General features: G+C 51.2%; 23 protein-coding genes. 18 read left to right on the top strand and 5 right to left on the bottom strand.

What is annotated here, in order from left to right; translation table 11 throughout:
- Nucleotides 1–160 precede the first annotated feature (160 nt).
- The gene (locus tag ACMHLI_RS19215; protein WP_413530860.1) at nt 161–1399 is read right to left on the bottom strand and encodes an MFS transporter; all 1239 of its coding nucleotides are present in this window, start codon (nt 1397–1399) and stop codon (nt 161–163) included.
- 189 nt (nt 1400–1588) lie between these two features.
- On the opposite strand from ACMHLI_RS19215, the gene ACMHLI_RS19210 reads away from it, so the two are divergent.
- From ACMHLI_RS19210 to ACMHLI_RS19200, 3 genes are read left to right on the top strand one after another with little or no spacing between them, the layout of a single operon-like run.
- Nucleotides 1589–1903, top strand: coding sequence for a YqcC family protein (locus tag ACMHLI_RS19210; protein ID WP_112168858.1), 315 nt, complete (start codon nt 1589–1591; stop codon nt 1901–1903).
- Between the two features lies 1 nt (nt 1904).
- Nucleotides 1905–2684 (top strand): tRNA pseudouridine(65) synthase TruC, encoded by a 780-nt coding sequence (truC, locus tag ACMHLI_RS19205; protein WP_413530859.1) that lies wholly within the window; start codon nt 1905–1907, stop codon nt 2682–2684.
- Nucleotides 2685–2737: 53 nt separating this feature from the next.
- The gene (locus ACMHLI_RS19200) at nt 2738–3187 is read left to right on the top strand and encodes a flavodoxin (protein WP_413530858.1); all 450 of its coding nucleotides are present in this window, start codon (nt 2738–2740) and stop codon (nt 3185–3187) included.
- Between the two features lie 94 nt (nt 3188–3281).
- On the opposite strand, the gene ACMHLI_RS19195 is transcribed toward ACMHLI_RS19200, so the two are convergent.
- The 4 genes from ACMHLI_RS19195 to map form a co-directional block, all read right to left on the bottom strand.
- A complete protein-coding gene (locus ACMHLI_RS19195; protein ID WP_056781756.1) occupies nt 3282–3671 on the bottom strand; it encodes a DUF3461 family protein in 390 nt (129 codons plus the stop codon).
- A gap of 160 nt (nt 3672–3831) precedes the next feature.
- Entirely contained in the window at nt 3832–4656 is an 825-nt protein-coding gene (gene dapD / locus ACMHLI_RS19190) for a 2,3,4,5-tetrahydropyridine-2,6-dicarboxylate N-succinyltransferase (RefSeq protein WP_413530857.1), read from the bottom strand.
- Between the two features lie 47 nt (nt 4657–4703).
- A complete protein-coding gene (glnD, locus tag ACMHLI_RS19185) occupies nt 4704–7394 on the bottom strand; it encodes a bifunctional uridylyltransferase/uridylyl-removing protein GlnD (RefSeq protein ID WP_413530856.1) in 2691 nt (896 codons plus the stop codon).
- A 95-nt stretch (nt 7395–7489) separates the two neighbouring features.
- Nucleotides 7490–8281, bottom strand: coding sequence for a type I methionyl aminopeptidase (gene map / locus ACMHLI_RS19180; protein ID WP_112168864.1), 792 nt, complete (start codon nt 8279–8281; stop codon nt 7490–7492).
- Between the two features lie 366 nt (nt 8282–8647).
- Here map and rpsB point away from each other — a divergent pair, with 366 nt between their 5' ends.
- The 15 genes from rpsB to rnhB all read left to right on the top strand — a co-directional run bounded on the left by rpsB (nt 8648) and on the right by rnhB (nt 23846).
- Nucleotides 8648–9373, top strand: coding sequence for a 30S ribosomal protein S2 (gene rpsB, locus ACMHLI_RS19175; protein ID WP_056781750.1), 726 nt, complete (start codon nt 8648–8650; stop codon nt 9371–9373).
- A gap of 147 nt (nt 9374–9520) precedes the next feature.
- The gene (gene tsf / locus ACMHLI_RS19170) at nt 9521–10372 is read left to right on the top strand and encodes a translation elongation factor Ts (RefSeq protein ID WP_112168865.1); all 852 of its coding nucleotides are present in this window, start codon (nt 9521–9523) and stop codon (nt 10370–10372) included.
- Nucleotides 10373–10541: 169 nt separating this feature from the next.
- Entirely contained in the window at nt 10542–11273 is a 732-nt protein-coding gene (gene pyrH, locus ACMHLI_RS19165; protein WP_056781743.1) for a UMP kinase, read from the top strand.
- A gap of 108 nt (nt 11274–11381) precedes the next feature.
- Entirely contained in the window at nt 11382–11939 is a 558-nt protein-coding gene (gene frr, locus ACMHLI_RS19160) for a ribosome recycling factor (protein WP_413530855.1), read from the top strand.
- A 161-nt stretch (nt 11940–12100) separates the two neighbouring features.
- Nucleotides 12101–13297, top strand: coding sequence for a 1-deoxy-D-xylulose-5-phosphate reductoisomerase (ispC, locus tag ACMHLI_RS19155; RefSeq protein WP_413530854.1), 1197 nt, complete (start codon nt 12101–12103; stop codon nt 13295–13297).
- Nucleotides 13298–13543: 246 nt separating this feature from the next.
- Complete coding sequence (gene ispU / locus ACMHLI_RS19150; protein ID WP_112168868.1) at nt 13544–14302, top strand: (2E,6E)-farnesyl-diphosphate-specific ditrans,polycis-undecaprenyl-diphosphate synthase; 759 nt, start codon at nt 13544–13546, stop codon at nt 14300–14302.
- Between the two features lie 9 nt (nt 14303–14311).
- Nucleotides 14312–15160, top strand: a complete 849-nt coding sequence (cdsA, locus tag ACMHLI_RS19145) for a phosphatidate cytidylyltransferase (protein WP_413530853.1) — start codon at nt 14312–14314, stop codon at nt 15158–15160.
- 42 nt (nt 15161–15202) lie between these two features.
- Entirely contained in the window at nt 15203–16558 is a 1356-nt protein-coding gene (gene rseP, locus ACMHLI_RS19140) for a sigma E protease regulator RseP (protein ID WP_413530852.1), read from the top strand.
- A gap of 36 nt (nt 16559–16594) precedes the next feature.
- On the top strand, nt 16595–19015 hold the full coding sequence (bamA, locus tag ACMHLI_RS19135; protein WP_413530851.1) for an outer membrane protein assembly factor BamA: 2421 nt from the start codon (nt 16595–16597) through the stop codon (nt 19013–19015).
- A gap of 154 nt (nt 19016–19169) precedes the next feature.
- Nucleotides 19170–19667, top strand: a complete 498-nt coding sequence (gene skp, locus ACMHLI_RS19130; RefSeq protein WP_413530850.1) for a molecular chaperone Skp — start codon at nt 19170–19172, stop codon at nt 19665–19667.
- Between the two features lie 2 nt (nt 19668–19669).
- Complete coding sequence (gene lpxD / locus ACMHLI_RS19125) at nt 19670–20692, top strand: UDP-3-O-(3-hydroxymyristoyl)glucosamine N-acyltransferase (protein WP_413530849.1); 1023 nt, start codon at nt 19670–19672, stop codon at nt 20690–20692.
- Nucleotides 20693–20805: 113 nt separating this feature from the next.
- Nucleotides 20806–21294, top strand: coding sequence for a 3-hydroxyacyl-ACP dehydratase FabZ (gene fabZ, locus ACMHLI_RS19120; protein WP_183850297.1), 489 nt, complete (start codon nt 20806–20808; stop codon nt 21292–21294).
- Nucleotides 21295–21297: 3 nt separating this feature from the next.
- Complete coding sequence (gene lpxA / locus ACMHLI_RS19115) at nt 21298–22086, top strand: acyl-ACP--UDP-N-acetylglucosamine O-acyltransferase (protein ID WP_056781724.1); 789 nt, start codon at nt 21298–21300, stop codon at nt 22084–22086.
- An 18-nt stretch (nt 22087–22104) separates the two neighbouring features.
- The gene (gene lpxB, locus ACMHLI_RS19110) at nt 22105–23253 is read left to right on the top strand and encodes a lipid-A-disaccharide synthase (RefSeq protein ID WP_413530848.1); all 1149 of its coding nucleotides are present in this window, start codon (nt 22105–22107) and stop codon (nt 23251–23253) included.
- The gene (rnhB, locus tag ACMHLI_RS19105; protein ID WP_413530847.1) at nt 23250–23846 is read left to right on the top strand and encodes a ribonuclease HII; all 597 of its coding nucleotides are present in this window, start codon (nt 23250–23252) and stop codon (nt 23844–23846) included. Before lpxB ends, rnhB begins: the two co-directional genes overlap by 4 nt.
- Nucleotides 23847–23887 lie beyond the last annotated feature (41 nt).

The raw sequence follows: 23887 nt of genomic DNA, 5'->3' as shown, positions 1-23887 counted from the left end.
GCAGGAAAAGTTTTCAGGGATTGAGCAGGGAGCACTTTGGTAGCTGGATTGCTATAAAACGAACCGGGGGCACTGTGAAAACAGTGCCCCCAACTTTTTGTCTGAATTTTGTGGTTTGATGAAAAAATGGACGCTCCGGCGTTAACCGAAGCGCCTGGCATTAGCCAATAGCGCCCAGCACGTCATCTTGCCCCTGCTTTTTCGGTAACAGGAATAACGTCGCAAAGATATCCAGCAGGTAGATGGCGGCCAGTAAAGAAATGGCTGCGGTGAAAGAAACCTGCGCCACCAGCATCCCGATCACCAGCGGTCCAAAACCACCCACACCACGCCCCATGTTGAACAACAGATTTTGTGCCGTTGCTCTGACGCGTACCGGATAGAGATCGGAAATCAGCCCGCCGTACCCACCAATCATACCGTTCACGAACATCCCCATCACCGCGCCCGCGAACAGCATCAGCGTTGGGTCAGAAAGCTGCGCGTAACACACCACCATCACCACAGCGCCCATCTGATAGATCAGGAAGATTTTCCAGCGCGGGAAACGGTCAGACAAGACGCCAAACAGCCAGATTCCAAAAGTCATACCGATAACGGTCACCGCCGTCCATAAACCCGATTTAGTCAGCGAGAAGCCAAAGTTCTTCGACAGGTAGCTCGGCATCCAAATCATCAGGCCGTAATAACCAAAATTCTGCACAGAACATAAAATGAAAATACCGAGGCTGGCTTTGGTGGTCGCTTTATCGCCAAAGAGCAATTTGATGCGGCTGAAGAGTGAACCACCGTTGTCGGTGGAAGCGCTTTTCACGAACGCTTCTGGTTCGCCCATGGTCCGGCGGATCAGGAAGGACGCCAGCGCCGGTAACAGGCCGACCAGGAACATACCGCGCCAGCCGATTACGTCGAGCAATAATGGCGTGAGGAAGGCAGCGAGTAACACCCCGAGCTGCCAGCCCATGCCGACATAGGCAGACGCGCGGTTACGCTTTTCAGCCGGCCAGGCTTCAGCGATCAATGCCATACCGATACCGAATTCGCCGCCGAGCCCGATACCGGCCAGCGTGCGATAAATCAATAAGTCCCAATAACCTTGAGCGAACGCGCATAAACCGGTAAACACTGAGAACATCAATATGGTGAAAGTGAGTACGCGTATACGGCCAAAACGATCGCTGATCGGGCCGAAAATCACGCCGCCGAGCACTGCACCAATCAGGGTCCAGGTCACCAGTGAACCACTTTGCGAGGAACTCAAACCAAATTCGCTGGAGATGGCCGGGAGCATGAAACCGAGGATGAGCAGATCGAAGCCGTCCATCGCGTAGCCTGTCACGGAGGCCAGCATCGCTTTGGCGGGTGTTGCGTGTGCTTTTTGAGTGTGTTGAGCGGACATAGGTACACATCTGTAAAGAAAAAAGTGGCGGTAGTTTGCCCGTATCGGGCACCTTTCGCCACTATGAAAAACGTATGGAAGGAGCGATATACCGGACAGGATGCAGAAAGTTGGGGCAACAGGTCTTCAATGTTATGCTTTGCGCCCCCGGCGGAGGCTGCCAGGGGCCATGAATGAAGAGAGCGACTCATGAATACAGAAAAACAGGTTCGTCAGATTTTAGAAGATATCGAACAGGCGATGCGCAATGCGAAACTCTGGCATGCCACGCCACCTGATACGGACGCTTTTGAAAGCCAGGAGCCATTTTCAGTCGATACCATGTCTGCGGAACAATGGCTGCAATGGGTGCTGGTGCCCCGAATGTACGCCCTGCTGGAAGCCGGTGCGGCGCTGCCAACCCGTTTTGCCATCACACCTTATTTTGAAGTGGCGATGCCTGAAGCAACGATGTTGTTGAGTCAGCTGCAACGTCTCGATGATTTACTGAATATAGAAGACTGACATGCTGGAAATTTTGTATCAGGACGAACATCTGGTCGCAGTGAATAAACCTGCGGGCATGCTGGTTCATCGCAGTTGGCTGGATCAACATGAAACGGTGTTTGTGATGCAAACATTGCGGGATCAGATTGGTCAGCACGTGTTTACCGTTCACCGCCTGGATAAACCGACATCGGGTGTGTTGCTGATGGCGTTGTCGAGTGACGTGGCGCGGTTGTTGTCCCAGCAGCTAGAAAATCACCAAATGAAGAAGGTGTATCACGCAGTGGTTCGCGGATATGTCAGCGAAGACGGTACGATCGATTACGCCCTGACGGAAGAGCTGGATAAAATTGCCGACAAGTTTGCTAATCCCGATAAAGCGCCGCAATCCGCAGTCAGCCATTATCGCGTGGTGGCGCAGGTCGAAATGCCGGTCGCCATTGGCCGCTATGACACGGCCCGTTACAGCCTGGTCGAACTAAAGCCGGAAACCGGACGTAAGCATCAGCTGCGTCGCCATATGTCACATTTGCGTCATCCTATCATCGGGGACAGCGCCCATGGCGATCTCAAGCAAAACCGCGGAATGACCGAGCATTTTGGCTGTTCCGGCCTGATGCTGCACGCCAGTCATATGCAGTTACCACATCCGGTCACCGGTGAATTACTGTCTTTGCAGGCGCGCTGGGATAATCGCTGGCAAAGCGTGGTCGAACAGTTTGGCTGGCAGGGGAAAATCCCTGAGCTTGAAAGGGTTGAAGTTGCCCCCGCTTGCGGTCAGGATAGTGAACAAATTTAAAGCCTTCGGACGCATTTGCGAAAGAGTGAGTCGAACGACACAGGAGTGAAGCCATGGCAGAAGTCGGAATTTTTGTCGGTACGGTATACGGCAATGCGTTACTGGTAGCGGAAGAAGCGGAAACCGTGCTGAAAAGCCAGGGTCATGAGGTGAAGCTGTTCGAAGAAGGAACGCTGGAAGCCTGGCAGTACTACCGCCATCATTTCGTCCTGGTAGTGACCTCCACGACCGGCCAGGGTGATTTGCCGGATAGCATTGCGCCGCTGTACGTTGCTGTGCGCGATACTGTTGGCTACCAGCCCGAACTGCGTTACGGCGTGATTGCGCTGGGTGACAGCAGTTACGATCATTTTTGCGGCGGCGGTCATAAGCTGGATGATTTATTGCAGGAGCAGGGCGCAGCGCGTATCGGCGATTTGCTGGAAATAGATGCTATGGAAAATCCGGAGCCGGAAACGGTGGCCATTCCGTGGGTCGAGAAGTGGGCGTTATTGTTGAAATAAAGTACTGCGGTGCAAATAATAAAAAAGGTCAGGGGAGTTAACCTGACCTTTTTGCATTTCTGCATGGCATCAATGAGGCCATGTATTAATGGAATTAACGACCGCTGGTCAGTTTTTCCAGATCAGATTCGATCTCGGTAATTTTATTGGCTACCACGGATTCCAGATGACGTAAATCGTCGAGAATTTTACGTTTGAGATCAACTTCCACCTGATCGCGCTGGCAGATTTGATCTAACTCATCAATCACATAACGCAGATTCGGACTGATTTCGTGAATTTCTTTGTAACCCTGTCCCGCATTATCAGCGACGATGGTTTTACGCTGGCGCGGATATTTAAATTTCACGCTTTTGGCAAAAAATTCGCCTTTATCTCTGCGGAAATAAATCTTCAGGATGTCGTTATTCGCCTCCTGACGCAGGCTGTAACGATCAATATCGTCGGGATTATTAATGCCCAGGCTTTTCAGATTGTCATACATAGCGCTACCTTCGTTTAGGAGAATATTTGATCATCATGATGAACCGAACGGCGGTTCGAATCGTTGATTAATGACACAATTTGCCATCAACAAGATAAAAAAATAGCGGGTATTGTTGTAAATACAAAAATTGACCCGCTATTTCTCAGTACTGCTCAGTTTAGTCGATGTTACGCAACAACTCATTCAGGCCGGTTTTGCCTAATGTTTTCGCATCCACTTTTTTCACGATCACGGCGCAGTACAGGCTGTAGCTGCCATCTTTAGACGGCAGATTACCGGAAACCACGACGGAGCCCGCAGGAACTCGGCCGTAATGCACTTCACCGGTTTCTCGGTCGTAAATCTTGGTGCTCTGGCCGATGTAAACGCCCATGGAAATCACGGAGCCTTCTTCCACGATAACGCCTTCAACGATTTCTGAGCGCGCACCGATGAAGCAGTTATCTTCGATGATGGTTGGGTTAGCCTGCAACGGCTCCAGTACGCCACCAATGCCAACGCCACCGGACAGGTGAACATTTTTACCGATCTGCGCGCAGGAACCGACGGTCGCCCAGGTATCAACCATGGTGCCTTCATCAACGTAAGCGCCGATGTTGACGTAAGAAGGCATCAGCACAGTGTTGCGGGCGATGAATGCGCCTTTACGAACGGCAGCCGGTGGAACAACGCGGAAACCTTCACGTTGAAAACGCGCTTCATCGTAGTCAGCGAATTTCATTGGCACTTTATCGAAGTAACGGCTTTCACCGCCTTCCATGATCTGGTTGTCATTAATTCTGAAAGAGAGCAGTACCGCTTTCTTCAGCCACTGATGCGTTACCCATTCGCCATTAATCTTTTCAGCCACGCGCAGTTCGCCGCTGTCGATTTTGTTGATGACCTGAGTGATCGCGTCGCGCGTTACGCTGTCTACGTTTGCCGGAGTAATGTCTGCACGGCGCTCGAAGGCTTGTTCAATAACGGTTTGTAGTTGCTGCATCCTGTTCTCTTTCCTGAAGTGATGTTAAATAGACAACCGTACTTGTATCACATTTTATCGCCGGGGTTGAGTGCCTCGGTTAATCGGCGTGTGATTTCCTTGCGCGTCGGCTTGTCGAGCGCGCGACGTTCGGAGTTCGCCAGAATGAATAAATCTTCCACCCGCTCGCCGATGGTCGAAATGCGTGCGCCATGCAACGATAATCCCAAATCAGAGAAGACTTCCCCAACGCGGGCCAGCAGGCCTGGTTGATCCAGCGCGACCAGCTCCATATAGGTGCGGCGATCGGTATGCGTCGGCAGGAAACTGACGTCGGTCTGCACGCTGAAATGGCGCAGTTTTGGCGAAGGGCGGCGCGCGCGCGGGGGTTGATATGCCTGCGTCATCGACTGTTCCAGCGCGTAACGGATTGCTTCATGACGATCCTGCGCCAGCGGGCTGCCGTCCGGTTCGAGCACAATAAAGGTGTCCATCGCCATGCCATCGCGGTTAGTGAAAATCTGCGCGTCATGAATGCTCAGGTTGCGCCGGTCCAGCTCGCCTGCAACCGTGGCAAACAGGTAAGGGCGGTCAGGGCTCCAGATGAAAATCTCCGTGCCGCCGCGCGTGGCCTGACGGCTCACCAGCACCAGTGGTTTGGTGGAGTCATGTTCCAGCAGATGTCGCGCATGCCACGCCAGCTGATTGGGCGAGTGACGCAGGAAGTAATCTGCACGGCAGCGGCTCCAGATGCGGTGCAGCGCTTCTTCATCAATATTATCCATACGCAACAACGCCAGCGCCTGCAGGCGGTGATGCCGCACGCGTTCGCGCAGATCCGGCGTATTTTGCATACCGCGACGCAGCTGTTTTTCTGTTGCGAAATACAGTTCGCGTATCAGGCTTTGCTTCCAGCTGTTCCACAGGGTTTCATTGGTGGCGCAGATATCGGCCACCGTCAGACTGACCAGATAACGCAGGCGAACTTCGGTTTGCATTTCTGCGGCGAACTGCTGGATCTCGTTAGGATCCTGAATATCGCGACGCTGTGCCGTTACTGACATCAGTAAATGAACGCGCACCAGCCATGATACCAGCTGAGTTTCCCGCGAGTTCAAACCGTGCAGTTCGGCGAATTCGAGTACGTCCTGCGCCCCGAGAATGGAGTGATCGCCGCCACGGCCTTTGGCGATATCGTGGAACAGCGCGGCCATCAGCAAAAGTTCTGGCTGCGGCAGCCGCGGATAGAGCTCTACGCACAGCGGATGTTTCGGACGCGTTTCTTCATGAGCGAAGCTTTCGAGCTTTTGCAGCACACGAATGGTGTGCTCATCCACGGTATAAGCATGGAATAAATCGAACTGCATCTGACCAACGATTTGACCCCACTGCGGCATATATGCCCACAGCACGCTGTGACGATGCATCGGCACCAGCGCGCGCGACACGGCGCCCGGATGGCGCAGAATCGACATAAACATCTCACGCGCCTGCGGGATCATACATAAAGGCTCTTTGAGATGACGTCGCGCGTGACGCAGCAGACGCACGGTGGTGGAGTAAATACCTTTGATTTCGCGGTGACGTACCATCAGGTGGAACATGCCGATAATGGTTTCTGGCTGGCGTTCGAACAGCGATTCGTCACGCAGGTCGATCAGATCGCCTCGCAGCTGGAAATGCTCATCCAGCGGACGTGGCTTTTCATTCGGGCCAATGGCCAGAATCGCTTCATCAAACAGCTGTAACAGCATCTGATTCAGCTCGCCGACCCGGCGGGTCATGCGATAGAAATCTTTCATCATGCGTTCAACCGGCTGATTGCCTTCGCCCTGATACTGCAAAAGTTGGGCGACGTTGAGCTGTCTGTCGAACAGCAGACGGTTGTCGTAACGCGGCAGAACTAAGTGCAGAGCGAAGCGAATGCGCCACAGGAAGCTCTGACATTCCAGCAACTCATTGCGCTCAGCTTTGGTTAGAAAACCAAACGCAACCATTTCATCGAGCGACGTCGCACCGAAGTGACGGCGCGCGACCCACAGAATAGTATGGATATCGCGCAGGCCGCCGGGGCTGCTTTTGATATCAGGCTCCAGATTGTAGCTGGTGCCGTGATAGCGCAGATGGCGTTCGTTTTGCTCTTCAATTTTGGCGCGGAAGAAGTTGGGCGAAGGCCAGAAACCGTCGCTGAAAACGTGTTTCTGCATGCTGAGGAACAGCGCCACATCGCCGCAAATCAGACGCGATTCAATAAGGTTGGTGGCAACGGTGAGATCCGCAAGTCCCTCCAGCAGGCATTCTTCCAGCGTGCGAACGCTGTGCCCGACTTCCAGCTTCACGTCCCACAGCAGGGTGATCAGTTCACCGATGCGTTGCGCCTGTTCATCATTGAGGCGTTTCTGGCTCAGGACCAGAACATCGATGTCGGAAAGCGGGTGCAATTCACCACGGCCGTACCCACCTACGGCGACCATCGCGGTTTCGGGAATATTGTCGAAACCGTAGAACGTCCAAAGACGTTGCAGAAGCTGGTCGATGAAATGCGCCCGCGCATCAACCAATTCTTCGGCACGCAGTCCGGCATTGAATGCATCCGCCAGCCAGCCCTGAAACTGTTCCATATGTTGCTTGAGGTTCTGACGGTTTAAATCATCATCCGGATAGACGGCAGGGGAGACAGGCTGTGGCGGGCACGCCAACGGCAATTCCTGAGAGAGTTCAGGTTGCAGGCGCTTTTCAGCAGAGAAGTTTTCAGTCATAGATGCGCAGCCCATTCCTACACGTTAAAGATAAAAAAACCGGCTTTCGCCGGTTTGATTGACAGATTTATCCGCGCTTCGCAGAGCGGCAACTGTTAGTCGTGCGTCAGAATTGCCGGGATGGTGTCATCCTTACGCAGCGTCATAATTTCACAACCGTTATCAGTCACCACAATAGTATGCTCGTACTGAGCCGACAAGCTGCGATCTTTAGTTTTTACTGTCCAGCCATCTTTCATGGTACGGATGCGAAAATCACCCGCGTTGACCATAGGTTCAACGGTGAAAGCCATACCGGCCTGTAAAACTACGCCGCCGTCGTCTGCATCGTAATGCAGAACCTGAGGTTCTTCGTGGAAACCTTCCCCAATGCCGTGACCGCAGTATTCGCGTACGACGGAAAATTTCTCCGCTTCCACGAACTTCTGGATCTCTTTCCCCAGGGTACGCAGACGGATACCCGGTTTGATAAGACGCAGTGCCAGATACAGGCTTTCCTGCGTCACGCGGCACAGACGCTCACCCAGAATCGTCGGTTTACCCGCGATGAACATCTTGGAGGTGTCGCCGTGGAAACCGTCTTTTATAACCGTCACGTCGATGTTGACGATATCGCCGTCTTTAAGAATTTTGTCGTCACTTGGAATACCGTGACACACCACTTCGTTAATGGAGATACAGACGGATTTCGGGAAGCCGTGATAGTCCAGGCAGGCAGAAATGGCTTTTTGGTTATTCACGATGTGATCAGAACAAATGCGATCCAATTCACCGGTGCTGACGCCAGGTTTGACGTGAGGCTCAATGATTTCCAGCACTTCCGCAGCCAGACGGCCAGCGACGCGCATTTTTTCGATATCTTCAGGGGTTTTGATTGAAATGGCCATGAGTCTTCCTGCAGGTTTGTACATCCGGTGTGCTGTATTTCTACACCGTTGTCATCAATAATTAGCTGTGGCTTATGGTATCAGCCCTGATATTAGCTGCCAAACTATCATTTCCCGGGGCGCAATTCGGCGAACAAAAGTTGCTGCCTGGCCGTTATTTGTGGTATAAAACGCGCCGGCAATCCGCTCTGGGTCCCAGACTCCGGGGGATTAAAGCCGAATTCACTCATATGTGTACTTATTAACGTAAGTAATAACACACACGTATCGACACATACGCCGGGGTGCCTTGGGAATTTATTCTGCAGGGTCGGTTGTATGGGATACGTGGAGGCATAACCCCAACTACTTAATAGAGGTTTTATCATGGCAACTGTTTCCATGCGCGACATGCTCAAGGCCGGTGTTCACTTCGGTCACCAAACCCGTTACTGGAACCCGAAAATGAAGCCATTCATCTTCGGCGCTCGTAACAAGGTTCACATCATCAACCTTGAGAAAACTGTTCCAATGTTCAACGAAGCCCTGGCTGAGTTGCAGAAGATCTCTGCCCGTAAAGGCAAGATCCTGTTCGTTGGTACTAAACGCGCAGCAAGCGAAGCGGTAAAAGACGCTGCACACAACTGCGACCAGTTCTTCGTGAACCATCGCTGGTTGGGCGGCATGCTGACTAACTGGAAAACCGTTCGTCAGTCCATCAAACGTTTGAAAGACCTGGAAATTCAGTCTCAGGACGGCACTTTCGAGAAGCTGACCAAGAAAGAGGCGCTGATGCGTACTCGCGAACTGGCTAAGCTGGAAAACAGCCTGGGTGGTATCAAGGATATGGGTGGTCTTCCTGACGCACTGTTCGTTGTCGACGCTGATCACGAACACATCGCAATCAAAGAAGCTAACAACCTGGGTATCCCGGTATTCTCCATTGTTGATACCAACTCCGATCCGGATGGCGTTGACTTTGTTATCCCTGGTAACGATGACGCAATCCGTGCAGTAAATCTGTACCTGAGCGCTGTTGCTGCCACTGTCCGTGAAGGCCGTTCGCAAGATCTGGCTGTACAGGCAGAAGAAAGCTTCGTAGAAGCTGAATAATAAGGCAAGCTCAGCAGAGCCCTTATTAACCAGGTATTGAAATATGTTGGTTAGGGGGCCTTTATTGGCCCCCTTTGCTTATCTTAAATGCGAGAAATATCTCACCGCAAAAAGCCTTTTTGCACTGAGATAATCGAGGAAAATACAATGGCTGATATTACCGCTGCCCTGGTAAAAGAACTGCGCGAACGTACTGGCGCTGGCATGATGGATTGTAAGAAAGCTCTGGTTGAAGCTAACGGCGACATCGAGCTGTCCATTGAAAACATGCGTAAATCTGGCGCGATCAAAGCGGCGAAAAAAGCAGGCAACGTAGCTGCTGACGGCGTGATCAAAACCAAGATTGAAGGCAACTACGGCGTGATTCTGGAAGTTAACTGCCAGACTGACTTCGTTGCTAAAGATGCCGGTTTCCAGGCATTTGCTGACAAAGTACTGGATGCTGCTGTTGCAGGCAAAATCACCGACGTTGAAGTTCTGAAAACACAGTTCGAAGAAGAACGTGTGCAACTGGTTGCTAAAATCGGTGAGAACATCAACATCCGTCGCGTTTCTTCCCTGGAAGGCGAAGTGTTGGGTAGCTACCTGCACGGTGCACGCATTGGTGTTCTGATCGCTGCTAAAGGCGCTGACGAAGAGCTGGTTAAGCAGATTGCTATGCACGTTGCTGCAAGCAAGCCTGAGTTCGTTAAACCAGAAGATGTGTCTGCTGAAGTGGTAGAAAAAGAGTACCAGGTTCAGCTGGACATCGCGATGCAATCTGGCAAGCCAAAAGAAATCGCAGAGAAAATGGTTGAAGGCCGCATGAAGAAATTCACCGGCGAAGTTTCTCTGACTGGCCAGCCTTTCGTTATCGACCCAAGCAAAACTGTTGGTCAGATTCTGAAAGAGCATAACGCCGACGTTATCAACTTCATCCGCTTCGAAGTGGGTGAAGGCATCGTTAAAGTTGAGACTGACTTTGCTGCAGAAGTTGCAGCGATGTCCAAACAGTCTTAATCAGTAACTGATGCACTATAAAATGGAACCGCTGCACGTTGGCGGTTCCGTTTTATCCAGCCCCAAATTCCAATGACATTGTGCGATGTGCTGTAGCAACACCCGGCAACAACGCTATGATGTAAAGATTGAATTCTCATTAAGACACATTGCTTCTAGGACAGACACCATGGCTACCAATGCGAAACCCGTTTATCAGCGTATCCTGCTCAAACTCAGTGGCGAAGCCCTGCAGGGCAGTGAAGGTTTTGGTATCGACGCGAGTGTATTAGATCGTATGGCTCAGGAAGTTAAAGAGCTGGTCGAACTCGGCATTCAGGTAGGCGTTGTGATCGGCGGCGGTAACTTATTCCGCGGCGCGGGTCTGGCGCAGGCGGGCATGAATCGTGTTGTAGGCGACCATATGGGTATGCTGGCGACTGTCATGAACGGCCTGGCAATGCGTGATGCATTACACCGTGCCTATGTTAACGCGCGTCTGATGTCTGCAATTCCTTTGAACGGTGTTTGTGATAATTACAGCTGGGCTGAAGCCATCAGCCTGCTGCGTCATAACCGCGTGGTCATTTTCTCCGCCGGTACCGGTAATCCTTTCTTTACTACCGATTCTGCAGCCTGTCTGCGTGGTATCGAAATTGAAGCCGATGTGGTATTAAAAGCCACCAAAGTCGACGGTGTATATTCCGCTGACCCGGTCAAAAATCCGGAAGCAACGCTGTACGAAACATTGACCTATCAGGAAGTGCTGGAACAGGAATTGAAAGTGATGGACCTGGCGGCGTTTACGTTAGCCCGCGATCACAATCTTCCGATTCGTGTTTTCAACATGAACAAACCCGGTGCACTGCGCCGCGTGGTGATGGGTGAAAACGAAGGGACGCTGATTTCTAACGCTGAGTGATCCTTCGCCATTGAACATTACGTTCAGCCAGCCAGTGCTGGCATAAGTATTCACGGACTATACTGATGGTATGGTCTGCCAGGTAACCAGCTCTCAAGGGTTCACAACGTGATTAACGAAATCAAAAAAGACGCTGAAATTCGTATGGAAAAATGCGTTGAAGCATTTAAAACCCATATCAGCAAAATCCGTACAGGCCGCGCTTCTCCCGGCATTCTCGACGGCATCATGGTGGAATACTATGGTTCTGCTACGCCACTGCGTCAGCTGGCTCAGGTGACGGTGGAAGACTCCCGTACTCTGGCTATTTCTGTATTTGACCGCTCTATCAGCGCTGCCGTTGAAAAAGCGATCATGACCTCTGACTTGGGGCTGAACCCATCTTCAGCAGGCGCGACTATCCGCGTTCCATTGCCTGCATTGACTGAAGAGCGTCGTAAAGACCTGATCAAAGTCGTGCGTGGCGAAGCAGAGCAGGGCCGTATTTCTGTGCGTAATGTCCGCCGTGACGCTAACGACAAAACCAAAGCACTGTTGAAAGATAAAGAAATCAGTGAAGATGAAGATCGTCGTTCTCAGGACGATATCCAGAAGCTGACAGACATCTTTATCAAGAAAATCGATGTAGCTTTGACTGAGAAAGAAGCTGAGCTGATGGAGTTCTAATCAGACTCGTTTGTTCTCATATAAAGCGTCGCAAATGCGGCGCTTTATTTTTTTACGGGTCTCAAATCTTTTCTCCGCTGCCACAATCTCATGGACAAGCCGGATAAGAGGTTTCAGACTGTGCACTATTCTGAATTGATGGCGTTATCCCGGGCATTTTCATGAAACAAATGACTATTCTTGGTTCGACAGGGTCTGTCGGCACCAGTACGCTTTCCGTTGTCCGGTCCAATCCCGACGCTTTCGCAGTCAAAGCCCTGATTGCAGGACACAATGTTGATGTGATGGCGCAGCAATGTATCGAGTTTCGTCCGGCCTATGCGTGCATGGCTGATGAGACTTCAGCCCGAGCTCTGCGAACCATTCTGGCTGAACAGGGTGTGAAAACTGAAGTGCTCTCCGGCGAAAACGCAGCCATTGAACTGGCTGCGCTGGATGATGTCGATCAAGTGATGTCAGCCATTGTAGGTGCTGCCGGCCTTTTACCGACGCTCGCCGCCGTGCGCGCAGGTAAGCAGATCCTTCTGGCGAATAAAGAGTCACTGGTTACCTGTGGTCGTATCTTCATGGATGCTGTCCGTGAAAATCAGTCCCAACTCCTGCCTATAGACAGTGAACATAACGCGATTTTCCAGAGTTTGCCTGAGTCCGTGCAGCAGCAACTGGGCTATGCTTCACTTGAAGAAAACGGGATTTCCCGCATCGTCCTAACCGGGTCCGGCGGGCCTTTTCGTGAGTTACCGTTAAACCACTTTAACGATGTGACACCGGATCAGGCGTGCGCGCATCCTAACTGGTCCATGGGGCGTAAAATATCCGTCGATTCCGCCACGATGATGAACAAAGGCCTGGAGTACATCGAAGCTCGCTGGTTGTTCAATGCGTCCGCGGCCGAAATGGAAGTGATTATCCATCCGCAGTCGGTGATCCACTCGATGGTTCGTTACCGTGACGGCAGCGTACTGGCGCAGTTGGGGTCGCCGGACATGCGTACGCCTATTGCACATGCGATGGCGTACCCGCGCCGTGTCGCTGCTGGCGTGCTGGCATTAGACTTCTGTAAAATGGGCGAACTCTCTTTCTCTGAGCCGGATTATGCGCGGTATCCTTGCCTGCAACTGGCTATCGAAGCCAGCAATACCGGACAGGCTGCGACGACGGCGCTGAATGCAGCGAACGAAATTTCCGTAGCGGCATTCCTCAATGGTGAGATTCGTTTCACCGATATTGCTTCGATTAATCGTCAGGTAATGGAAGAGCTGGTGAGTGCTGAACCGGAGTCTGTGGAAGCAGTGCTGGAAATTGACAAACAATCGCGCGCATCCGCTCAACAAAAACTTCGCACATTTGCGGCCTGACGCTAAGTTTACTGCTTATGCAGCAGTTTGTTAGCATCACATTGAAATGGTATAGTCTGCGCCACGCTGACAGTAGATTCAGGTTTTTAGTCTCTGGATCTGACATGTGGAATCGGTAAGCTGTCAGAGTAGCCGTGCCCGCAAGGGAGACACGGCTTTTTTGCGCGTGTTATTGCGCCTGCGTTTGAACTGCAACGCCAGCTAAAAAAGCCGTCGTGTTCTGATAAAAGGAAATGAGTACGCGTTATGTCCCTCGAAAATCAACAGATGTCTGATACGTCCTGCGCTCAGCCGCGCCATGTCGCCATTATTATGGACGGCAACGGACGTTGGGCAAAACGTCAGGGTAAAATGAGGGTCTTTGGTCATAAAGCGGGCGTAAAATCAGTGCGCAAAGCCGTGAGTTTTGCGGCCAATCATCAACTTGATGCGCTTACGCTTTATGCCTTTAGTAGTGAAAACTGGAATCGCCCGGCTCAGGAAGTCGCCGCATTGATGGAACTGTTCGTACGTGCACTCGACAGCGAAGTCAAAAGCCTGCATAAACACAATGTCAGGTTGCGGATCATTGGCGATGTCAGTCGCTTTAGTGCTCGTCTGCAGGAACGCATTCGTCGTTCAGAAACACTTACAGAAAATAACGACGGTCTTACGCTGAACATTGCTGCGAATTATGGTGGGCGATGGGATATTATTCAGGGCGTTAAGACGCTGGCGGGTCAGGTTGAAGCCGGTACCCTGCGGGCAGAGCAAATAACAGAAGACATGCTGGATTCAGCCGTCTGTATGAGCGAACTGGCACCAGTCGATTTGGTGATCAGAACCGGTGGGGAACATCGAATCAGTAACTTCCTGCTGTGGCAAATTGCCTATGCGGAGTTTTACTTTACGGATGTCCTCTGGCCTGATTTTGATGAAAATACCTTTGAAGATGCGCTGGATGCTTTTGCACAACGCGAGCGCCGCTTCGGGGGGACTACACCTATCGGCGCCAATGCGTCCTAGGGAGAACATTTGCTGAAGTATCGCATTATCACAGCTCTGATTTTAATACCGATTGTTATTGCTGCACTCTTTTTATTACCGCCTGTCGGTTTTGCCATTGTCACGTTAATCGTGTGCATGTTGGCGGCGTGGGAGTGGGGGCAACTAGCGGGTCTCGGAAGCCGTAATCAGAGGATCTGGCTCGCCATTCTCTGTGGTTTTCTGCTGGCAGCCATGATGCTAAGCATTCCAGCCTATCATCACAACGCGCAGTTGCCGCTGGTAAGTGGATCCCTATGGGTTGCACTCGCCTGGTGGTGTGTGGCGCTGGTGTTGGTCGTGGGATATCCGGTTTCAGCGGCATTCTGGCGGCACTCGCGCGTGCTGCGGGTGCTTTTTGGCGTACTGACGATAGTGCCGTTCTTCTGGGGCATGGTCGCGCTGCGTCAATATGGTTACGTTGAGAATCCTCATACTGGCGCATGGTGGCTGTTATATGTGATGCTACTCGTCTGGGGTGCGGATTCCGGTGCATACCTGTTTGGTAAGCTACTCGGCAAGCACAAGCTGGCACCTAAAGTTTCGCCGGGAAAAACCTGGGAAGGGTTCATCGGTGGGTTACTGACATGTGCGTTGATTGCCTGGCTGTTTGGCCGCTATGCACCGCTTACCGTGCAGCCGTCTGTATTATTGATTTGTTCCGTGGTTGCTGCGCTGGCTTCAGTCTTAGGCGACCTGACCGAGAGTATGTTTAAACGCGAAGCCGGGATCAAAGACAGTGGTCATATGATCCCAGGGCATGGTGGAATATTGGACCGTATCGACAGCCTGACTGCTGCGGTTCCTGTATTTGCCTGCCTGATGCTGTTAGTGTATTAATCCGTCGCTGACGGTGAAGTTTTCTAAGGAATAGTTGGACATATGATGAACATACTCTGGAGCCTGGCCGCCTTTATCGTTGCATTGGGGGTGCTTATCACCGTGCACGAGTTCGGCCATTTCTGGGTTGCTCGTCGCTGTGGCGTACGCGTTGAGCGGTTTTCCGTAGGTTTCGGTCGTGCGCTATGGCGTCGAACCGACAGCCGCGGCACTGAATATGTCCTTGCTATCATCCCCCTCGGCGGTTACGTCAAAATGCTCGATGAGCGTTTAGAAACCGTACCGCCTGAGCTAAAAAATCTTACTTTCAACAGTAAGACTGTCTGGCAGCGTGCCGCAATTATCAGCGCGGGTCCGATAGCCAATTTTATCTTTGCGGTTTTTGCTTACTGGATCATTTTTATTGTTGGTGTACCAACAGTACGGCCTGTAGTGGCCGAAATCATGCCTCAATCCATTGCCGCGCAAGCCAAAGTTTTGCCAGGGATGGAACTTAAGTCTATTGGCGGTATCGAAACGCCTGATTGGGATTCAATTCGAATGTCGTTGATGGGTGAAATTGGCAATAGCCAAATGACGCTCGGGGTAGCCGAGTTAGGCTCATCAACGATAATTGAAAAAGTTGTCGATTTGCGTGAATGGTCGTTTGATCCTGAAACGCAAGATCCGGTGGTCGCGTTGGGGATTATTCCGCGTGGTCCGCAGGCAGAACCCGTATTATCTGAGGTGCAATCAGCCTCCGCCGCTCAAAAGGCAGGTTTGCAAGCGGGCGATCGGATCGTTAAAGTTGACGGTCAGGTTTTGGCGAGCTGGCGTGATTTTACGTTACAGGTTCGCGATAATCCGGGTAAGCCCATTGCGTTAGACATTGAGCGTAATGGCGAGGCTCTGGCATTGACCCTGACACCGGAAAGTCGGACGTTGGGTAAAGGTATTGTACAAGGTTTTGCCGGGGTGGTTCCCAAAGTCATACCGTTGCCTGAAGAGTACAAGACAGTTCGTCAGTATGGTCCGTTTGTCGCTTTATATGAGGCGGGTGATAAAACCTGGCAACTGATGAAGCTTACAGTCAACATGCTGGGCAAATTGTTTACCGGTGATGTGAAGCTGAACAATCTGAGTGGCCCAATTTCCATCGCACAGGGCGCAGGAATGTCAGCAGAATATGGTTTAGTGTCGTACCTGACGTTTTTGGCGCTTATCAGCGTCAATCTCGGTATCGTAAACCTGTTCCCATTACCGATATTAGATGGTGGACACTTGGTTTTTCTGGCAATAGAAAAACTAAAAGGTGGTCCAGTTTCCGAGCGAGTTCAAAACTTCAGTTATCAGGTCGGTGCGGTATTGCTGTTCCTGGTAATGGGGCTTGCACTTTTCAATGATTTCTCCCGTCTTTAAGGCTGGAGATTAGGTTAGGAAGAACGCATAACAACGATGGCGATCAAAAAGTTGCTCATAGCGTCGCTGCTGTTTGGCAGCGCCACCGTATACGGTGCAGACGGTTTCGTAGTGAAAGATATTCATTTCGAAGGCCTGCAGCGAGTTGCCGTCGGTGCGGCGTTACTCAATATGCCGGTTCGCGTCGGTGATACGGTGACTGACGATGACATCAGTAATACCATTCGTGCATTGTTTGCCACTGGCAACTTTGAGGACGTTCGCGTCCTGCGCGATGGCGATTCTCTGATTGTTCAGGTTAAGGAACGTCCAACGATTGCCAGCATCACTTTCTCCGGTAACAAATCGGTGAAAGATGACATGCTTAAACAAAACCTGGAGGCCTCTGGCGTCCGTGTTGGCGAAGCGCTTGACCGTACAACAATCGGCAGTATCGAGAAAGGTCTGGAAGACTTCTATTACAGCGTCGGAAAATACAGTGCGTCGGTAAAAGCGGTTGTTACCCCTTTGCCACGTAACCGTGTCGACCTGAAATTAGTCTTTACCGAGGGTGTTTCTGCCAAAATTCAGCAGATCAACATCGTAGGTAACCACGCCTTCAGTACTGATGAACTGATTTCACATTTCCAGCTTCGTGATGAAGTGCCATGGTGGAACGTGGTTGGCGATCGCAAATATCAGAAACAGAAACTGGCGGGTGACCTTGAAACCCTGCGTAGCTTCTATCTGGATCGCGGTTACGCCCGTTTCAACATTGATTCGACGCAGGTCAGCCTGACGCCGGACAAAAAAGGCATCTACATCACGCTGAACATCACAGAAGGTGAGCAATATAAACTTTCTGGCGTTGAAGTCACTGGCAGCATGGCCGGTCACTCAGCAGAAGTGCAAAGCTTGACTAAGATTGATAAAGGCGAGCTGTACAACGGCGCTAAAGTCACCAAGATGGAAAACGACATCAAGCAGATGCTGGGTCGTTATGGCTACGCCTATCCACGTGTGAACACGCAGCCAGAAATTAATGATACAGACAAGACCGTCAAACTGCATATCAACGTAGATGCGGGTAACCGTTTCTATGTACGTCACATCCGCTTTGAAGGTAATGACACCAGTAAAGACAGCGTTCTGCGCCGTGAAATGCGTCAGATGGAAGGTGCCTGGTTAGGTAACGATCTGGTCGATAAAGGTAAAGAGCGTCTGAACCGTCTTGGCTACTTCGAAACGGTAGATGTGGATACGCAACGCGTTCCGGGTACACCGGATCAGGTTGATGTGGTCTATAAAGTTAAAGAGCGTAACACCGGGACATTCAACTTCGGTGTGGGCTACGGTACAGAAAGTGGTGTCAGCTTCCAGGTCGGCGTCCAGCAGGACAACTGGTTGGGTACAGGTAACTCTGTCGGCATCAGCGGTACTAAAAACGACTATCAGACGTATGCAGAATTCACGATCACTGACCCGTATTTCACCGTTGACGGTGTAAGTCTGGGCGGCCGTATCTTCTATAATGATTTTAAAGCGGATAATGCGGATCTGTCTGACTATACCAACAGAAGTTATGGTATTGGCGGCAACCTTGGTTTCCCAATCAATGAGAACAACTCATTGCGTCTGGGTCTGGATTACGTACATAACGATCTGTCCAATATGGAACCTCAGATCGCCATGTTCCGTTATCTGAATTCAGTGGGCCTTAAACCTGCGGTCACCACCAGCGACAACGCTGATGCAGATTTCAGTGCTGATGACTTCTTCGTGAACCTTGGTTGGGGGTATAACAACCTCGACCGTGGCTACTTCCCTACGTCAGGGACCAAAGCCAGCCTGAACGGTAAAGTCACCGTTCCGGGTTCTGATAACGAATATTACAAAATCACTTTCGATTCAACCAGCTATATGCCGCTGAATCAGGATCGTGATTGGGTACTGATGGGCCGCGCGCGTGCAGGTTATGCGGATGGTCTGGGCGGTAAAGAAGTACCGTTCTACGATAACTTCTATGCCGGTGGTTCAAGCAGTGTTCGTGGTTTCCAGTCGAACACCATTGGTCCAAAAGCAGCGTATTACAAATGTACTACGGCTAATACCTCGTACAGCGGTTGTCCGATCGATAATTCGGATGATGCGGTGGGCGGTAATGCAATGGCAGTACTGAGTGCAGAACTGATTGTTCCAACTCCGTTCGTTAGCGAAAAATACGCTAACTCATTGCGTACTTCCCTGTTCGTGGATAGCGGTACTGTCTGGGATACAGGTTGGGAAAACACCCCGCAGACTATGGCTGCCGGTGTGCCTGATTACAGTAAACCAGGCAACATTCGTGTTTCTTCAGGTCTTGCGTTGCAGTGGATGTCTCCGCTGGGGCCATTGGTCTTCTCATACGCACAACCAGTTAAGAAATACGAAGGCGATAAAGCAGAGCAGTTCCAGTTTAACATTGGTAAAACCTGGTAACGGCCTGCCTGAACAAGAGTTATTCAGCAGAATCGCAATCGCCTGATTGCGGAACTGGATACACGGGTTTCGGCCCGTGTATCGTTTTAAAGTCAGGCGTTTTGTGTAATTTACTGTGCCAGATGGCACAAACGGGTGATGGAAGGAGTTTATAGTGAAAAAGTGGTTATATGCCGCAGGCCTCGGTTTAGTTATGGCTTCTTCAGCTAGCGTTCAGGCTGCTGACAAAATTGCTATCGTTAACGTCGCTAGCATTTTCCAACAGATGCCAGCGCGTGAAGCTGTGGCCAAACAACTCGAAAATGAGTTCAAAAGCCGTGCAAGTGATTTGCAATCTCAGGAACGTGATCTGCAAACAAAAATGCAACGTCTGCAACGCGATGGCTCAACCATGAAAGCCAGCGATCGTTCTAAACTTGAAAAAGACGTGATGGCTCAGCGTGAAGCGTTCTCCGCTAAAGCGCAGCAGTTTGAGCAAGACAACCGTCGTCGTCAGGGCGAAGAACGTAACAAAATCCTGAGCCGTATTCAGGACGCTGTGAAATCTGTTGCAAGCAAAGAAGGTTATGATGTTGTTATTGATGCAAATGCAATCGCGTATGCAAGCAATGACAAAGATATTACTGCTGATGTGCTGAAACAGGTTAAATAAACATGTCTTCAATTCGACTGGCTGATCTCGCACAGCAGTTGGATGCACAATTGCACGGTGATGGCGAAATTGCCATCACCGGCGTTGCTTCAATGCATTCCGCACACTCTGAGCAAATCACGTTTTTATCAAACAGCCGTTACCGTGAACAGTTGGCCTCCTGCAGTGCAGGCGCCGTAGTGTTGACGGAAGCGGATCTGCCATTTTGCCCTACAGCGGCACTAGTGGTTAAAAACCCTTACCTGACCTATGCGCGTATGGCGCAACTGCTGGATACCACGCCGGCACCGGCACAAGATATTGCTGCGAGTGCGGTGATTTCTGAAAGTGCTTCTTTAGGTAAGAATGTCTCGGTTGGCGCTAATGCAGTTATCGAATCAGGCGTTGTGTTGGGCGATAACGTTATCGTTGGCGCAGGTTGTTTTATCGGTAAAGAAGCTAAAATAGGAGCAGGTACCCGTATCTGGGCCAATGTTTCTATTTATCATCGCGTTGAGATTGGCGAGCAGTGCCTGATTCAGTCAGGTACGGTGATCGGTGCTGACGGTTTTGGTTACGCAAACGAACGTGGTAACTGGATTAAAATCCCACAGCTGGGCACCGTGATTATTGGTGATCGCGTTGAGATTGGTGCTTGTACCACCATTGACCGCGGTGCGCTGGATGACACTATTATCAGCAACGGCGTCATCATTGATAATCAATGTCAGATTGCACACAACGTCGTGATTGGAGACAATACGGCCGTTGCTGGCGGCGTAATTATGGCCGGTAGTCTGAAAATCGGACGTTACTGCCAGATAGGCGGAGCCAGTGTTATCAATGGTCACATGGAGATTTGTGACCAGGCCGTGGTGACAGGAATGGGAATGGTAATGCGACCAATCACCGAACCTGGGGTATACTCCTCCGGTATTCCGTTACAACCGAATAAAGTTTGGCGTAAGACGGCTGCATTGGTAATGAATATTGACGAGATGAATAAGCGCTTGAAAGCTGTCGAGCGTAAAATCGAAAAAGACTAATTACCACTTACGGTGCTGCAATGTGTTCCCTTTACGGGTGAACCTGCGGCATTCGTTCCTATTTGCGGCCTGCCTGATGACCTTTTTTTGGGGTCTGGCAGGCCGTGTTTTTGATGCCATCAGTTTTTATAGACAGGAAGAGTATTTTGACTACTGACACTCATACTCTGCGTATTGAAGAGATACTGGATTTACTGCCACACCGCTACCCGTTTTTGCTGGTTGACCGCGTGTTGGATTTTGAGAAAGGGAAATTTTTGCGCGCAGTGAAAAACGTTTCCTTTAACGAACCGTTTTTCCAGGGGCATTTCCCAGGCAAGCCGATTTTTCCAGGTGTTCTGATTCTGGAAGCCATGGCACAGGCCACCGGTATTTTGGCGTTTAAAAGCGTTGGAAAACTGGAACCGGGCGAGCTGTATTATTTTGCAGCAATTGATGATGCACGCTTCAAACGTCCGGTGTTGCCGGGTGACCAGATGATTCTGGAAGTTGAATTCATTAAAGAGCGTCGTGGTGTTGCTCGTTTTAAAGGTGTCGCAAAAGTAGATGGTGAGATTGCTTGCGAGGCATCAATGATGTGCGCCCGTCGCCGGGAGTCTTAATACATGATAGACAAAACCGCCTTTATACATCCAAGCGCTATTGTTGAAGAAGGCGCCGTTATCGGTGCTGGTGTTCATATCGGTCCTTTCTGCTATGTCGGTTCCCAAGTGGAAATCGGCGAAGGTACTGAGCTTAAATCACACGTAGTTCTTAATGGCGTGACCAAAATTGGTCGCGATAACCGCATCTTCCAGTTCGTATCCATTGGTGAAATTAACCAGGATCTGAAGTATGCCGGTGAACCAACACGCGTTGAGGTCGGCGATCGCAACAATATTCGTGAGAGCGTGACCATTCATCGTGGGACCGTTCAGGGCGGTAGTCTGACAAAAGTGGGCAGCGATAACCTGTTAATGGTTAACGCGCATATCGCCCACGATTGCGTCATTGGTAATCGCTGCATTCTGGCGAACAACGCGACCCTTGGCGGCCACGTTGAGATTGACGATTTCGCGATCATTGGCGGTATGACCGCAGTGCATCAGTTCTGCATCATCGGTGCACACGTCATGGTTGGCGGGTGTTCTGGCGTTGCTCAGGACGTGCCCCCGTTTGTGATTGCGCAGGGTAACCACGCGACACCTTTCGGTATTAACATCGAAGGACTTAAACGTCGTGGTTTTGAGAAAGCAGACCTGCACGCTATCCGTAATGCTTATAAGTTACTGTATCGCAGTGGCAAAACGCTGGAAGAAGCACAGCCGGAAATTGCTGCGATCGCCGCTGAATTCCCGAAAGCTAAACCTTTCAGTGATTTCTTCAGCCGCTCAACCCGCGGTATTATTCGCTGATCTGCGCTACGGAAAATAATGCAAAAGCCTGTTCTGACAATTGGCCTGGTGGCCGGTGAAACGTCCGGTGACATTCTTGGCGCCGGGCTGATTCGAGCCCTGAAGAAGCACCATCCGGACGCACGCTTTGTGGGCGTCGCGGGGCCGCTGATGCAGGCGGAAGGGTGTGAAACCTGGTACGAAATGGAAGAGCTGGCGGTAATGGGCGTGGTGGAAGTATTAGAGCGTCTGCCACGCTTGTTGAAAATCCGCAAAGATTTGACCCAACGTTTCAGCGAACTTAAGCCTGATGTGTTTGTGGGCATCGACGCCCCTGATTTTAACATCACGCTCGAAGGTCGTCTGAAGCAGCGCGGTATCCGCACCATCCACTACGTCAGTCCGTCCGTCTGGGCATGGCGACAAAAACGCGTTTTCAAAATTGGTAAAGCCACCGATCTGGTCCTGGCGTTTCTGCCTTTTGAAAAAGCGTTCTACGATAAATTCAACGTACCTTGCCGTTTCATCGGCCACACGATGGCTGATGCGATGCCGCTGCATCCGGACAAACAGGCTGCCCGCGTGTCTTTGGGCATTCCTGATGACGTGCATTGTCTGGCTCTACTGCCGGGAAGTCGTCATGCGGAAGTAGAAATGCTCAGTGCTGATTTCCTAAGAACGGCGCTGCAACTGAGGCAGACGTATCCTGATTTGCACATCGTTGTGCCGTTGGTGAATGCCAAACGTCGTGAGCAGTTCGAACGCATCAAAGCTGAAATTGCACCAGACCTTCCTGCGCACTTGCTCGATGGCAAAGGGCGCGAAGCGATGATCGCCAGCGATGCCGCGCTACTGGCGTCCGGTACGGCAGCGCTCGAGTGTATGCTGGCGAAATGCCCGATGGTGGTAGGTTACCGCATGAAGCCGTTTACCTTCTGGCTCGCAGAGCGTCTGGTGAAAACGCCCTACGTTTCATTGCCCAACCTGCTTGCCCGACGTGAAATTGTCACTGAGCTGCTACAAACTGAATGCGTGCCGGATAAACTTTCCGCTGCGCTGCTACCTTTGCTGGCCGGCGGTGAGAAGAGCCAGGAACTGCGTAATACTTTTCTGGAATTGCACGAAAGCATCCGCCGTGATGCTGACGAGCAGGCCGCTCAGGCCGTAATGGAGCTGGCAAGCCGATGAGTGACGTTTTTATCTATCCACAGGCCGTGTGCATTGCCGGTGTGGATGAAGTGGGTCGTGGCCCGCTGGTGGGCGCTGTAGTGACCGCAGCAGTGATCCTGGATCCAGCCAATCCGATTAAAGGTCTGGCGGACTCTAAAAAGCTCAGCGAGAAACGCCGCGAAGCGTTGTATATCGAAATTAAAGAAAAGGCGCTTGCGTGGAGTCTTGGCCGCGCGGAACCGCATGAAATTGATGAACTGAATATTTTGCACGCCACCATGCTGGCAATGCAAAGAGCTGTCGCCGGACTTGGCGTTACGCCAGATATGGTGCTGATCGATGGCAATCGTTGCCCAAAACTTCCGATGGCTTCTCAGGCCGTGGTGAAAGGGGACAGTAAAGTTGCCGAAATCAGTGCGGCGTCCATTTTGGCGAAAGTCACCCGCGATCGCGAAATGGTTGAACTGGATCTGCAGTTCCCTGAATATGGTTTTGCGAAACATAAAGGCTATCCGACGCCGGTGCATCTTGAGAGCCTCGCCAGACTTGGCGCGACAGCGCATCATCGCCGCAGTTTCGCACCAGTGAAACGCGCACTCGGGCTGGCGTAACGCGTCGCCTTGTTCCTTTCCTGCCATAGCGGGAGATACAA

This window comes from Rahnella inusitata, from assembly GCF_965118895.1.
In the GTDB taxonomy this organism is placed as follows: domain Bacteria; phylum Pseudomonadota; class Gammaproteobacteria; order Enterobacterales; family Enterobacteriaceae; genus Rahnella; species Rahnella inusitata_A.
The sequence above is the reverse complement of the archived record's forward strand: the minus strand, read 5'-3'. Positions and strand labels throughout refer to the sequence as shown.

Bases quoted from the DNA above. Each gene is read 5' to 3' on its own strand.
- ACMHLI_RS19200 (WP_413530858.1), top strand. From the start codon at position 2,738: ATGGCAGAAGTCGGAATTTTTGTCGGTACGGTATACGGCAATGCGTTA.
- glnD (WP_413530856.1), bottom strand. From the start codon at position 7,394: ATGACTGAAAACTTCTCTGCTGAAAAGCGCCTGCAACCTGAACTCTCT.
- rnhB (WP_413530847.1), top strand. From the start codon at position 23,250: ATGAGTGACGTTTTTATCTATCCACAGGCCGTGTGCATTGCCGGTGTG.
- pyrH (WP_056781743.1), top strand. From the start codon at position 10,542: ATGGCTACCAATGCGAAACCCGTTTATCAGCGTATCCTGCTCAAACTC.
- lpxD (WP_413530849.1), top strand. From the start codon at position 19,670: ATGTCTTCAATTCGACTGGCTGATCTCGCACAGCAGTTGGATGCACAA.
- ACMHLI_RS19210 (WP_112168858.1), top strand. From the start codon at position 1,589: ATGAATACAGAAAAACAGGTTCGTCAGATTTTAGAAGATATCGAACAG.
- bamA (WP_413530851.1), top strand. From the start codon at position 16,595: ATGGCGATCAAAAAGTTGCTCATAGCGTCGCTGCTGTTTGGCAGCGCC.
- ispC (WP_413530854.1), top strand. From the start codon at position 12,101: ATGAAACAAATGACTATTCTTGGTTCGACAGGGTCTGTCGGCACCAGT.
- rseP (WP_413530852.1), top strand. From the start codon at position 15,203: ATGATGAACATACTCTGGAGCCTGGCCGCCTTTATCGTTGCATTGGGG.
- map (WP_112168864.1), bottom strand. From the start codon at position 8,281: ATGGCCATTTCAATCAAAACCCCTGAAGATATCGAAAAAATGCGCGTC.
- ACMHLI_RS19215 (WP_413530860.1), bottom strand. From the start codon at position 1,399: ATGTCCGCTCAACACACTCAAAAAGCACACGCAACACCCGCCAAAGCG.
- lpxB (WP_413530848.1), top strand. From the start codon at position 22,105: ATGCAAAAGCCTGTTCTGACAATTGGCCTGGTGGCCGGTGAAACGTCC.
- rpsB (WP_056781750.1), top strand. From the start codon at position 8,648: ATGGCAACTGTTTCCATGCGCGACATGCTCAAGGCCGGTGTTCACTTC.
- dapD (WP_413530857.1), bottom strand. From the start codon at position 4,656: ATGCAGCAACTACAAACCGTTATTGAACAAGCCTTCGAGCGCCGTGCA.
- ispU (WP_112168868.1), top strand. From the start codon at position 13,544: ATGTCCCTCGAAAATCAACAGATGTCTGATACGTCCTGCGCTCAGCCG.
- ACMHLI_RS19195 (WP_056781756.1), bottom strand. From the start codon at position 3,671: ATGTATGACAATCTGAAAAGCCTGGGCATTAATAATCCCGACGATATT.
- truC (WP_413530859.1), top strand. From the start codon at position 1,905: ATGCTGGAAATTTTGTATCAGGACGAACATCTGGTCGCAGTGAATAAA.
- tsf (WP_112168865.1), top strand. From the start codon at position 9,521: ATGGCTGATATTACCGCTGCCCTGGTAAAAGAACTGCGCGAACGTACT.
- lpxA (WP_056781724.1), top strand. From the start codon at position 21,298: ATGATAGACAAAACCGCCTTTATACATCCAAGCGCTATTGTTGAAGAA.
- fabZ (WP_183850297.1), top strand. From the start codon at position 20,806: ATGCCATCAGTTTTTATAGACAGGAAGAGTATTTTGACTACTGACACT.